Source organism: Vibrio sp. JZG120 (assembly GCF_053890955.1).
Window position 1 is genome coordinate 82,326 of record NZ_JBSRRK010000004.1, and the last position, 12,566, is coordinate 94,891.

Below are 12,566 nucleotides of genomic sequence, written 5' to 3' on the forward strand. Positions count from 1 at the left end.
CGATAGAGATTCATCTGTATGCGTAGACTGAATGTATTGATGGCAATTTTCACGTATGCAACTCTTTGAATTTCTGAGCGCAGCGTACTTTAACGGGACGATGAATCCTGAGTAAATGAACAATAGCGTGAGTGAGACTAATGTCTCATCGCGACGCGATTTTTTTACATATTTCTTACTTAACTATGATTTCCTGCCCAGTTACGTAAATTCACTCAATAAGTTGCATCAAGTATCACCCCTGCGACTCAACGCTTCATATTTGAGACATGACAGCAACAAAAAAACCGCCTTAACAGGCGGTTTTGCTTAAAGAGTGCTGATTAAAGGTTTGGACCTGTCGATGGTCTATGTGGTTGGTTATTCCGCAGCTGCTGCATGCCTTGAAACATTCGCATAAACCACACCAAAATGGCTAACGCAGCAAACACCATCCCTATCCAAGGAATAAAGTAAGCGATGGTTTCAAGCAAAGTACTATGCAACCAATAATCACTCACGCCAACGAGTACACCGTTAGAAGTCGCGACGGTGACGATCAACACAACAAAAAACGTCAGGTAGAGGAAGAAGGTACGAATTAAACCGTAGTAATGAGAAATCACTACGTCGCTGTCTTCTCCCTTATCTAATCGATAACCCGCATAGATAATTGCGATAACGCCTGAGATCAGAAACGTAAACGGGGTCAAACAGCTCAGGATGTACGCAACCCAAATCCCGTTATGAGGTTTGTTCATTCGCTTTCGCTCCTTTTGATTCCGTTTGTGCCGTATCTGTTTCGCCCATTGCTTCTTTGGACTTCACTTCTTCATACCAAAGATCGTGGTGTTCTTTCGCCCATGTTTCATCGACTTCACCAGTTACCATGCCTTCTAACGCACCTTCCATACCGAATAGACCAATATAGATGTGGAAGATAAAGCCACAGATTAGAATCAGTGCCGAAATCGCGTGAACTAAGTTAGAAAGCTCCATGTCACGGCGAGTTTGGCCAAAGATAGGAAAATCTAGAACTAAGCCACTCACTGCCGCGATAGCACCAAAGAAGATCAATAACCAATAGATTGCCTTCTCGCCACCGTTTGAGAAACCAGCTGACGGATGTGTGCCTTTGTGTTTACCAACCATACCGCCCATTTTCATGAACCAACGAACATCAGTCATGTTTGGAATCGACTTGCGCCACCATTTAAAGAGCACGAGCATCAGCAAAATGAAGAACAATGGTCCCATGTAATTGTGGTACTGCTTCGCCAACATGACGATAAAGCCCCAGAACTCAGTAGGAACGTACGGTTTTAAGAAGTGCTTACCGTAAATCAGCATCAAACCACTGAATGCCAACGTTAAGAATGTAAACGCCATACTCCAGTGAAGCGCGCGGTCTAAACGAGACCAACGTTTCATCTTTCTGCCAGTACGCGGCTTGCTAAGCATTAAAGGGCCAACGAGTACGTAAGCCATGATTACCATTGCAATACTGCCGAAAATCGCGACAGCACCAGCGGGAGACATCCATTTCTCTTTTAGAATGTACCAAGTCTCACCAGGTTTACTGATCAATACGCCATGTTCTGGCGATTGAGACGTGGTGTAGCCTTCTTGCCCCTCTCTGACTTCGCGCCAATAGTCTGCCCCGGCGAGTTGCGTGATCTCCTGTTGAATAACTTTAGAAGATTGTTCCTCTGCTGAAGCAGGCATTGCGAAAGTCAGCAGCAATGCCGTCATCATTGACAGCATTGCTAGAGACGCACGTTTAAGCGTGTTTAACATGTGCCTCTCCTTACTTAGCTTTTCGTCGCATCGTAAGAAAGATCGTTTCCGTCTGTCCAACCTGCGTTTTTCGCGCCGCGTTCTACCACACGTTGACGGAAAATGTCAGAGACTTTCTCTGCGTCACCCGCAAGCAGCGCTTTTGTTGAACAAAGCGATGCACACATTGGTAACTTGCCTTCTGCGATACGGTTCGCACCGTATTTTTGGCGCTCTTCCTCAGAGCCAGGCTCTGTTTCTGGGCCGCCCGCACAGAAAGTACATTTATCCATTTTGCCACGTTCACCAAACGCTTCTTGTTTAGGGAACTGAGGTGCGCCAAACGGACAAGCAAACAAACAGTAACCACAACCGATACACAGATCTTTATTGTGAAGAACGATGCCGTCTTCGGTATGTTCAAAACAGTCTGCTGGACAAACTGCCATACAAGGCGCATCGGTACAGTGCATACAAGCAACAGAGATGGAGTTTTCACCAGCTTCACCGTCGTTCAGTGTTACCACGCGGCGACGTTGAATGCCCCATTCAAGAGCATCATCGTTTTCGTTCTTACATGCAGTAACACAGCCGTTACACTCGATACAGCGTTTGGTGTCACATAGAAATTTCATTCGTGCCATTGTCAGACTCCTTACGCTTTACGAATGTTACATAGGGTTACTTTGGTTTCCTGCATCAAGGTAACCGGGTCGTAACCGTAAGTGGTTGCCGTGTTAGCCGATTCGCCAACAACGTAAGGCTGTGTACCTTCTGGGTATTTAGGACGTAGGTCTTCACCTTCGAACTTACCGCCAAAGTGGAACGGAATGAACGCCAAACCAGGTTTCACACGACGTGTTACCATCGCTTTCACCTTGATTCGTCCCTTCTCTGCACCTTCAACCCAAACATCATCACCATCTCTGAAACCAAGGTCGTTCGCGTCTTTCGGATTTACTTCGACAAACATTTCTTGTTGAAGCTCGGCAAGCCATGGGTTTGAACGCGTCTCTTCACCACCACCTTCGTATTCAACCAGACGGCCCGAAGTCAGAACGATTGGGTACTCGCCCGATTTGTCTTGCTCTTGAATGGATTTATACAACGTAGGAACACGGAAGATCGCATCTTTGTCGTCCCAAGTTGGGTAATCCGTTACAAGGTCACGACGTGGTGTGTACAGTGGTTCACGATGCAGTGGTACGCGGTCTGGGAACGTCCAAACAATCGCACGCGCTTTCGCGTTACCAAATGGGATACAACCGTGCTTGATCGCGACACGCTGAATACCGCCAGAAAGGTCAGTCTTCCAGTTTTTACCCTCTGCTGCCGCTTTCTCTTCAGCAGTTAGATCGTCCCACCAACCAAGTTGTTTCAATAACTTGTCAGTGAACTCTGGGTAACCATCTTTGATTTCACAGCCTTTCGAGTAGCTGTCTTCTGCAAGAAGGCTCTTGCCTTCGAATTCCACACCAAAGCGCGTACGGAAGTTACCGCCGCCTTCTGCAACCGTCTTAGACGTATCGTACAGAATGTGTGTACCTGGGTGTTTCATTTCCGGTGTACCCCAACATGGCCAAGGTAGACCGTAGGTTTCACCGTTTACAGGGCCACCTTCCGCTTCCAATGTGGTTTTGTGGAACGTATGCCAGTTTTGTTGGTGCGCTTTCAAACGCTCTGGGCTTTGGCCTGTGTAACCAATCGTCCACATGCCTTTGTTGAATTCACGCGTTAGGTCTTCAATCACCGGCTGGTTGTTTTCAACACGGATGTTTTTGAACAGAAGATCGGAATAGCCCAGTTTCTTCGAAAGCAAGTACATGATTTCATGGTCTGGTTTTGATTCGAACAAAGGTTCAATCACCTGATCACGCCATTGTAGAGAGCGGTTAGAAGCGGTAACACTGCCGTATGTTTCAAACTGTGTTGTTGCAGGAAGCAGGTAAACGCCGTCGGTACGGTCGTTCATTACCGCAGCAACCGTTGGGTATGGGTCCACAATCACCATCATGTCCAACTTCTGCATCGCTTTTTTCATCTCAACACCACGTGTTTGAGAGTTCACTGCGTGTCCCCAGTAGAACATTGCACGGATGTTTTCGCGTTGACGAATGTTGTCTTTGTTTTCCAGTACACCATCGACCCAACGAGATACTGGGATACCTGCACTGTGCATTGGTTTCTGACCGCTATAAGCGTTGTCATCGAAACGACCTTTGATCCATTCGTAATCGATTTCCCACACTTTTGACCAGTGACGCCAAGCACCTTCAGAAAGGCCGTAGTAGCCCGGTAGCGTGTCAGAAAGTACGCCAAGGTCGGTTGCGCCTTGTACGTTATCGTGACCACGGAAGATGTTTGCGCCGCCGCCTGATTTACCAATGTTACCAAGCGCTAGCTCAAGCACACAGTAAGCACGTGTGTTGTTGTTACCGGTAGTATGCTGAGTACCACCCATACACCAAACGATACAGCCTGGGCGATTTTCAGAAAGCAGTTTTGCTGTTTGGTAAACGTCTTCTTCGCTTACGCCTGTTACACGCTCAACTTCTGCTGGCGTCCACTTCGCTACTTCAGCACGGATTTCATCCATACCGAATACACGTTGACGGATGAAATCTTTATCTTCCCATTGGTTTTCGAAGATGTGCCACAACACACCCCAAATGAATGCTACGTCAGAACCAGGACGAAGTGATACATAGTGATCAGATTTCGCCGCCGTACGAGTACGACGAGGATCCGCTACGACAATCTTACAGTTGTTCTTCTCTTTCGCGATCAGAATGTGCTGCATCGCTACTGGGTGAGCTTCAGCTGGGTTTGAACCAATGAACAACATCGACTTACAGTTGTGCATGTCATTGAAAGAGTTGGTCATCGCACCGTAACCCCAAGTGTTCGCTACACCCGCCACTGTTGTTGAGTGACAAATACGCGCTTGGTGGTCAACGTTGTTAGTGCCCCAAAGTGATGCCATTTTGCGGAACAAGTACGCTTGTTCGTTGCTGTGCTTTGCGCTTCCCAAGAAGTAAACCGAATCAGGGCCGGACTCTTTACGGATGTCCATCACCTTGTTACCGATTTCTTCGATCGCTTGATCCCAAGAAAGCTTTTTCCACTTACCGTTTTCAAGCTTCATTGGGTATTTAAGACGGCGCTCACCGTGGCCATGTTCACGTAGTGCTGCGCCTTTTGCACAGTGACCACCAGCGTTAAATGGGTGATCGAATGCAGGCTCTTGCCCCGTCCAAACACCATTTTGAACTTCTGCATAAATACCACAACCCACTGAACAGTGAGAACAGATAGTACGTTTCACTTCTGTTTTCGCTTCTGGATCGACTGATTTTGCTTGCGCTTTTTTCATCATTCCCGGTGCGAATAGACTAGCACCAACCACTGCGCCACCAGCGGCAAGCGAAGTGTTTTTCATGAATGCACGACGAGATACGCCAAGCTGGTTCGTTTCTTTGCTCACACTGTCGGAGCGTTTGACAAGTTTCATCCGTTATCTCCTAAAGTGTGTCGTAGTAATCGCGAATGTGTTGAGTTTCACGATACCCTTTCTTCTTCACGTCTTTTTCAGAAGGCTCAACCGTTTCTGAAGCAACGGCCACTTTCGTGGTTCCCGCAACAACAGCACCAGCAACGGCAGCGGTTGTGAAGCCTTTTAGGAGATCCCTACGGCTTGTGTTTATTTCTTTATTATCTTTCATCATTGCTTCCTTACCTTACGGTAGATCTTTGGAGACTCATGCCTCTCTATCGATATGACTAAGTACTGCTCGATTACTCGTAATCAGTGACGTTTTTCACATCAATTTTTAATTTGCTCTTACTGCTTTTGGTGTTCACGCTAAAGCGCACTTGCTCTAACGTTAAAAATGCATCGCAAAGCTGTGCAGCTGGCTTGTAGAAGTTCACGCTTTCTGCGTTCTCTAGTTGGCGCGTAAAAGATTGGAACCAAGGGGCGATGTGTTTGTTAAACACCGCTTGTTGAAGTTCTTCCTCTTCACCTGTCAGCATTGCCATCACTTCGCACAGTGCAGAAATATGGTCTTCAGGCTCTTTCACGTTCTCTTCTCGTTCGATGCCTAAAAGATCCAAATCGCGACGAATTTCCGCTAACGGTTTTTCCATCATCGAGCCAGTGCGATGCCAAGATCCGAATGGCACAACTTCACCACGTCCAATGCCAATAAACAGATCTTGATATTCTTCTTCTAACGCTTCTCGTTGCGCTTCGTTCGAGGCTTGTTGCAGTGCGAGCCAAGCTTTTTGCATCGCGCTCTCAGACGGTTCAATTTCTAGCGATTTCAGGAACGCCAGCATTTCCTCACTTGGCGCACTACGAAAAAGCGCGGATAGAACGAGATAAATGTCCGTTCTCAGTGTTTGTTCTTGTTGTGTATCCACTGCGAGCTCCTAGTATTTCAATTGATTCATTGGATCAGCAGCCATCGACTCAAACATGTCGATCACACGACAGTCTTCACACATGGCGATGCGATTAATGGCGGCTTCATCAGAGAAATGAGAATGACCACGAAGCTTGTTTTGCAGCATGTCGATCATCGATTGCGGAGCAAAAGGCTTGTGACAGCGAATGCACTCGGCTGCCTTTTCTTCATGAATCACAACCGCTTTCTGGCGTTCTTCTTTCACCCAGTTCATACGAGGAGTAAGCGTCAGCACTTTCTCTGGACACGCTTTCTCGCACAGCCCACATTGAATGCAGTCTTGCTCGACGAATTTAAGTGACGGAGATTGGCCGTCCGTATGCAATGCACGTGTTGGACACACCGCCACACAGCTCATGCACAACGTACAATCTTTACTTTCACAAGAGACTGTGCCGTAAGGTGCGTTCGCTGGCAGTTCAACAATGTTCTCAACTGGAATACGTGATGCTGACAACGCATCCAACGCCGTAAATAGACGCTGACGTTTGTTACCTTGCAAGTCTCCTAATGCCAAATCAAAAGACTCGGTACAAAGTGTCGGAGCACCTTCACGTAGTGATTCTAGATACAGAATGTCGATGGTTTCTTTGGCGATACCAAGCTGGTCGAGCAGCTCTTGAGCAATACCTACTTCGCTATTAAGCACACGAATAATGGTTTGAGGCATAAAACGCGAAGCCGCAAATAGCACCTGAGTGGCACCGTTCACAAGCGCGGCTAACCAAGTATCTATACCAACCGAAGGCAGTTCTTCCACCACAATTGGAATCACATTATCTGGCAGTGCTTTTAGTGCCATCACGTTGTAACTCTCGTGGCGAGAACTACAAATCAATACGATAGGATCTAAACCACCCGCTTGCTCATAGTTGGCTAGCGTACGTTCAATAAACTTTTGCGTATCTTCGGGGTTTGGCAATGCGTAATGAATAGCTTCTGTCGGACACGCTGTAGCACAAGTACCCACGCCTTGACATAGGTATGGGTTGATCTCGATGCGATGGCCCGTTTTGTCGCTGCCTTCACTCGATAGTGCCCCTGCCGGACAAGCATCCACACAACGTTCGCAACCTTTTACGCCACGAGAGCTGTGTGCACATAGATCGGTATCTAAACGGAAGAATTTCGGTTTATCGAACGTCCCCATCAAGGTTGGAATTTCTTCCAACGCTTCAGCCAGTTTCGGATAGCCACGACCAACTGGGTAGTAGCCCGGTACTGGTACTTCTTCCGACATGCAGCTGTTTAGGCAAAGATCGAGTACGATATCGAAACAATCGCTATTGATCGCGACCTTGGCAAGATTGTTGGTCGAACCATGATTTTCAATCAGAACTTCAAACGTACCTAAGAACCCTGAAACCTGAACCGAATTGGCGTAGTAAAGCTCGGGATTTGTTCCCTTTTCGCCATCGGTAGAAAGCAGCGTTAGGCTGTTCATTTGCGACAATTGCGCTGCCGCACTTTCGATGATTGCCGTTGGACCCACAATCAAAGTATTACCGCCGCTTTCATAGCTTACGGTTGGTGGAATAAGATTGGTCAACTCTACGGTATTTTCGAAAGCGTACAGCCTCGCTTTACCGTTATTGGAAGTTGCTTGTTCTAATAATTGTTTCAGCATTGCTCAATTCCATTTATGAACATGGATAGTCTTTTCCATCTCTTAGTGTAGTTAGCGCCGGAGATTCTGCTGATTAACTTATCAATGAGCATTCTTATTCCGCCATCTATAGGCGATGAATACTACGCAGTGCGTCCGTGCTAACTTCAACCAGATTGGTATTGAGCAACAAATAGCAAATGTCATGCCAATAAAATATCAATTAAAATTCAATCACTTAGATATTTTACCGACAAATAGTAGGGATAAAAAAACCGATTGAGACATTTTGTCCCAGCCGGTTCATTGAGTGTTTAGTCAAAATGTACCTATTCTTTGTGTGGTATATTTTGTCTCACCTCGTTAGGCGGTGATTCCTCAGCAAAAGTATCACTTTCACCAGGTACTGTATTTATATACAGTTCATTTTCATCTTGGGTAATTCCGGCACTTTTTTCGGCGTTTAGTTCTGAGTCTTCAACCACCTCAGATGCGATATCGTCAGCGTTAAGTTCAGATCCTTGCGCCGTTTCAGCGTCTGGTTCTTCTTCCACTTTTTCTTTAACCCAATCACGCAGCGTCTCTGCGACGTCTTTAGAAAGTGACTTTAAGTTACTGTAATCATCATCGTAATCGTCTAGGCCATCACGCACGTTAAATTCTTCGGACAAGAACATTTTGCGCAGCGCGGCTTTCTTAACGCTTTCTGAAGCTTCAGAAACCAGCAGTTGCGCCACAGACATTTCTTCGGGCTTTTCAGTCTCTACACTCGCGGTAATGTCTGGTGACTGACTAACCTCGTTGACGTTCAAAGCGTCTGAGCTTTCGTCAGCGTTTGAAAGCGCTGTGACACAATCTTCGGATTGCTCCGTCTCTGCTATCGGCGTGATCTCTTCATCCTGTTGGGAAGATTCTTCTAACTTACGTTTCGACCAACGGCTTAAAAAACTAGTTGCCATTTGCTCTGCCCGCTCCTTTGCGTCTCTTACGTCTTACTTCTAACAACTCACCGTGGCGACCAATAAAGGCTTCCATCCAAGCCTGAACGGCTAACGGCATATCGTTGGATAGTACAAGGTTGTCGCCATCCATATATTGCGCCGCGACAGATTGTGAAGCCGTTAGTAGCTGTATCGCTGGTTTTTCACCAGACTCGACGTTATCCATCACTAAAAAAAGTTTAGGTTGCTGAGAGCTTAAGTTAAAGCGGTAGTCTGTACGTTCGTCTTTGTGCAATTGCAACAGACAAACATCGGGAGTCTCTTCCGTCGGATTTAGCGCAAATCCCGTCAACTGCCATTGGGTTGTTACCCAAATCCCTGTACTGATCTCATGCTCAACAAGCTCTACGCCAATTGGCCATGCGTCTTCGGTCTTCTCGTAATTGTTCTCGAAATCTTTCTTATCCGACATAACTCACCCAGTTTTTCTATTTTGGTCTGAAAGCAATCAGGACACTTTGACCTTACTTTCGACCATTTTATTGACTTATAAGCAATAAACGAGCCACACTGATAAAGCTTAGCCTATTCATGTCCTCTGGCTATAAGTACCAAACTAGCCGAAACTCAAATGTACTGATGTGTCATTACTGCGAACTCGCAGTTTTAATGCATTGTTGACATAAAACCTCGCAATTTTTGTGGGAACCGCTATTTTGGAACGAGATTTGCTTTGCTAACCACTTAGCAAGCTAAATGCGTAGCAACCTAACGCTCTTAATCACTAGGACACGACTGTGCTGAAACCAAATATTATTAAAACCAGTGAAAATCCCCTGCAAACCATTGAAGTCGACGTGTACGACGAGTACGGCGAAAAACTGACAAAGCAAATCGCGTGCGAGCGCCCTCTTACGGTCATGCTGAACTGGAAAGAAGTAGTCACGCTCATGACGCTAGGTTCGCGTCCAGAAGCGTTAGTACTAGGTTATTTGAAAAACCAAAGCTTCCTGTCCGATCCAGCAGCGATTGAATCCGTCATTATTGACTGGGAAACGCATTCCGCAGCAGTGATTACTAAAGAAAATACCGAACATTTAGAAGGAGCTCTGAAAAAGAAAACCGTCACATCTGGCTGTGGTCAAGGCACCATGTATGGCAATGTGATGAAACAACTTGAGAACTACCAAGTGCCTCAAGTTCCGCTTAAACAATCAGAAATCTATTCCGCACTAGAAGCGTTGACTCATTACAACGACACCTACAAAAAAGCAGGTGCGGTGCATGGCTGTGCGGTTTGCAAAGGCAATGAGGTATTGTCATTTGTGGAAGATGTCGGTCGCCACAATGCTGTGGATACGCTTGCAGGTGAGATGTGGCTCAAAGAAGAAACAGGTGAAGATAAAATTTTCTACACAACTGGTCGCCTTACTTCAGAGATGGTGATTAAAGTGGCCCAAATGGGCATTCCTGTTCTGCTTTCTCGCTCTGGCGTTACTCAAATGGGGTTAGATCTTGCGAAACAATTTGGCATTACGACGATTGCGCGAGCAAAAGGTTTACGCTTCCAAGTATTTACCGGAGCCGACAAGATTGAGTTTGATGTGAAAGGCGAAAGTGCATCTCGTTAACGAGAAAATAATACAAAACCGTCGATTCGTGTAAACTTATAACAATTGGGATAAGTAAATCATCACGTTATGAAGGCTTAATTAAACGATATAAGTCAGAAATAGCAACATGTGTTGTAGCAATACAACGCTTGCTTTAATTGATGCTAACTACAGCTCATTCACAAAGGATGTGAACTATGGACAATGACCAACTGTGGAATTTTTTGCTCACGCCCAGTGGCATCATGCTCTCAATGATCATTACATTTGGTGTCGTCGGCATATATGCGTATATAACCGGTCAATTTAAGGATTAAGACCAATATAAAAAGCCTCGCTAAATAGCGAGGCTTTTGCTTTTTAAACGCTTCGCGAGTAATTACGCGTCAACGCCACGAGATTTTAGGAACTCAGAGTACGTGCCTTTGAAGTCCGTGATCTTGCCATCGCGGATTTCGATAATACGCGTTGCTAGCGAGTCTACGAATACACGGTCGTGAGATACGAAGAACAACGTGCCTTTGTATTGCTCAAGCGCGGTGTTCAAAGATTCAATCGATTCCATATCCATGTGGTTGGTAGGTTCGTCCATTAGCAGCATGTTTGGCTTGTGCATCATCAGCTTACCAAGCAGCATACGACCTTGCTCACCACCAGACAGTACTTTTACTGACTTTTTAATGTCGTCTTGACCAAACAGCATACGACCAAGGAAACCACGAACGACTTGCTCGTCATCACCTTCTTGACGCCATTGACCCATCCAATCCGTTAGGTTCATGTCTTCTGCAAAGTCATGCGCGTGGTCTTGCGCGTAGTAACCGATGTTTGAGTTTTCAGACCATTTGTACTCACCCGCACGCGGTTCAAGCACACCAGCAAGCGTGTTTAGAAGTGTTGTTTTACCCACACCGTTCTCACCGATGATCGCCACGCGCTCACCCACTTCAAAAATTGCATTGAAGTCTGAGAACAAGTCCTCTTCGAAACCTTGGCTTAGGTTTTCAACAATCAGAGCGTTACGGAACAGCTCTTTCGACTGTTCGAAACGAATGAATGGGTTTTGACGGCTAGACGCTTTAACTTCATCCAGTTTGATCTTGTCGATTTGCTTAGCACGAGATGTCGCTTGTTTTGCTTTCGATGCGTTTGCTGAGAAACGTGCAACGAACGTTTGTAGCTCAGCAATTTGTGCTTTCTTCTTCGCGTTGTCGTTTAATAGACGTTCACGAGCTTGAGAAGCTGCTGTCATGTACTCATCATAGTTACCTGGGTAAATGCGCAGTTCACCGTAATCCAAGTCCGCCATGTGCGTACATACTGAGTTTAGGAAGTGGCGGTCGTGCGAGATGATGATCATGGTGCAGTTACGCGCATTTAGCGTGTCTTCCAACCAACGGATCGTATCCATGTCCAAGTTGTTGGTAGGTTCGTCAAGCAGCATAACGTCTGGGTCTGCGAATAGAACTTGCGCTAGAAGCACACGAAGTTTCCAGCCCGGCGCCACTTCACTCATTAGGCCGAAGTGCTGCTCCATTGGAATACCCACCGCAAGAAGAAGCTCGCCCGCTTTGGCTTCTGCCATGTAGCCGTCCATTTCCGCAAACTGAACTTCTAGGTCAGCCACTTTCATGCCGTCTTCTTCACTCATTTCAGCAAGTGAGTAGATACGGTCACGCTCTTTCTTCACTTCCCATAGCTCTTTATGACCCATGATAACGGTATCGATTACCGTAAATTCTTCGTAAGCGAACTGGTCCTGGTTTAGTTTTGCAACGCGCTCGTTTGGATCGTAACTCACGTTACCGCTGGTTTGCTCAAGCTCGCCGCTGAGGATCTTCATAAAGGTTGATTTACCACAACCGTTAGCTCCAATTAAGCCGTAGCGATTACCTTCGCCGAACTTAACTGAAATGTTTTCGAATAGCGGCTTAGCGCCGAATTGTTGAGTAATATTCGCTGTGGAGATCAAAACCTTTACCTTAGCAATTGGGGTGTATTTAGAAAAACCGGGCAACGGTACTTGTTCATGCTACATACTGCAAGTGTTGTTTTTATTAATTCATCGCTAGTGAAACCATCGCAGTGCTTCTTCAAAGCAAAAAGCTCAAGCACAAATGCGTCATTGAATACAAAAAAGAGCCAGTATTATAACTGGCTCTTTCTTCCGTAATGCTTACAACAA

Annotated in this window: 11 protein-coding genes; 1 reads left to right on the forward strand and 10 read right to left on the reverse strand. The window is 46.1% G+C overall.

What is annotated here, in order from left to right; genetic code table 11:
* Positions 1-323: 323 nt before the first annotated feature.
* The 9 genes from ACWPOD_RS08840 to ACWPOD_RS08880 form a co-directional block, all read right to left on the reverse strand.
* Positions 324-740 carry a hypothetical protein gene (locus ACWPOD_RS08840; protein ID WP_005396167.1) on the reverse strand — a complete coding sequence of 139 codons (417 nt, stop codon included), beginning with the start codon at positions 738-740 and terminating at the stop codon, positions 324-326.
* Positions 724-1,776, reverse strand: coding sequence for a formate dehydrogenase subunit gamma (locus ACWPOD_RS08845; protein WP_456231793.1), 1,053 nt, complete (start codon positions 1,774-1,776; stop codon positions 724-726). Before ACWPOD_RS08845 ends, ACWPOD_RS08840 begins: the two co-directional genes overlap by 17 nt.
* A gap of 14 nt (positions 1,777-1,790) precedes the next feature.
* Positions 1,791-2,399, reverse strand: a complete 609-nt coding sequence (fdh3B, locus tag ACWPOD_RS08850) for a formate dehydrogenase FDH3 subunit beta (RefSeq protein ID WP_005377536.1) — start codon at positions 2,397-2,399, stop codon at positions 1,791-1,793.
* Between the two features lie 11 nt (positions 2,400-2,410).
* Positions 2,411-5,266, reverse strand: coding sequence for a formate dehydrogenase subunit alpha (locus ACWPOD_RS08855; protein ID WP_456231794.1), 2,856 nt, complete (start codon positions 5,264-5,266; stop codon positions 2,411-2,413).
* A 10-nt stretch (positions 5,267-5,276) separates the two neighbouring features.
* A complete protein-coding gene (locus ACWPOD_RS08860; protein WP_005396171.1) occupies positions 5,277-5,477 on the reverse strand; it encodes a twin-arginine translocation signal domain-containing protein in 201 nt (66 codons plus the stop codon).
* Between the two features lie 73 nt (positions 5,478-5,550).
* Positions 5,551-6,177 (reverse strand): TorD/DmsD family molecular chaperone, encoded by a 627-nt coding sequence (locus ACWPOD_RS08865; RefSeq protein ID WP_140058478.1) that lies wholly within the window; start codon positions 6,175-6,177, stop codon positions 5,551-5,553.
* Positions 6,178-6,186: 9 nt separating this feature from the next.
* Entirely contained in the window at positions 6,187-7,848 is a 1,662-nt protein-coding gene (locus ACWPOD_RS08870; protein WP_456231795.1) for a 4Fe-4S dicluster domain-containing protein, read from the reverse strand.
* Between the two features lie 308 nt (positions 7,849-8,156).
* On the reverse strand, positions 8,157-8,786 hold the full coding sequence (locus tag ACWPOD_RS08875) for a DUF3306 domain-containing protein (RefSeq protein WP_203490323.1): 630 nt from the start codon (positions 8,784-8,786) through the stop codon (positions 8,157-8,159).
* Positions 8,776-9,240 (reverse strand): DUF3305 domain-containing protein, encoded by a 465-nt coding sequence (locus tag ACWPOD_RS08880; RefSeq protein WP_456231796.1) that lies wholly within the window; start codon positions 9,238-9,240, stop codon positions 8,776-8,778. Before ACWPOD_RS08880 ends, ACWPOD_RS08875 begins: the two co-directional genes overlap by 11 nt.
* Positions 9,241-9,565: 325 nt before the next feature.
* Between ACWPOD_RS08880 and ACWPOD_RS08885 the strand changes: the two genes are divergently transcribed.
* Positions 9,566-10,399 carry a formate dehydrogenase accessory sulfurtransferase FdhD gene (locus tag ACWPOD_RS08885; protein WP_005396179.1) on the forward strand — a complete coding sequence of 278 codons (834 nt, stop codon included), beginning with the start codon at positions 9,566-9,568 and terminating at the stop codon, positions 10,397-10,399.
* Positions 10,400-10,760: 361 nt separating this feature from the next.
* Here ACWPOD_RS08885 and ACWPOD_RS08890 read toward each other — a convergent pair whose 3' ends face one another.
* Positions 10,761-12,353, reverse strand: coding sequence for an ABC-F family ATPase (locus ACWPOD_RS08890; protein WP_012841837.1), 1,593 nt, complete (start codon positions 12,351-12,353; stop codon positions 10,761-10,763).
* Positions 12,354-12,566: the final 213 nt, after the last annotated feature.

Bases quoted from the DNA above. Each gene is read 5' to 3' on its own strand.
- ACWPOD_RS08840 (WP_005396167.1), bottom strand. From the start codon at position 740: ATGAACAAACCTCATAACGGGATTTGGGTTGCGTACATCCTGAGCTGT.
- ACWPOD_RS08845 (WP_456231793.1), bottom strand. From the start codon at position 1,776: ATGTTAAACACGCTTAAACGTGCGTCTCTAGCAATGCTGTCAATGATG.
- fdh3B (WP_005377536.1), bottom strand. From the start codon at position 2,399: ATGGCACGAATGAAATTTCTATGTGACACCAAACGCTGTATCGAGTGT.
- ACWPOD_RS08855 (WP_456231794.1), bottom strand. From the start codon at position 5,266: ATGAAACTTGTCAAACGCTCCGACAGTGTGAGCAAAGAAACGAACCAG.
- ACWPOD_RS08860 (WP_005396171.1), bottom strand. From the start codon at position 5,477: ATGAAAGATAATAAAGAAATAAACACAAGCCGTAGGGATCTCCTAAAA.
- ACWPOD_RS08870 (WP_456231795.1), bottom strand. From the start codon at position 7,848: ATGCTGAAACAATTATTAGAACAAGCAACTTCCAATAACGGTAAAGCG.
- ACWPOD_RS08875 (WP_203490323.1), bottom strand. From the start codon at position 8,786: ATGGCAACTAGTTTTTTAAGCCGTTGGTCGAAACGTAAGTTAGAAGAA.
- ACWPOD_RS08880 (WP_456231796.1), bottom strand. From the start codon at position 9,240: ATGTCGGATAAGAAAGATTTCGAGAACAATTACGAGAAGACCGAAGAC.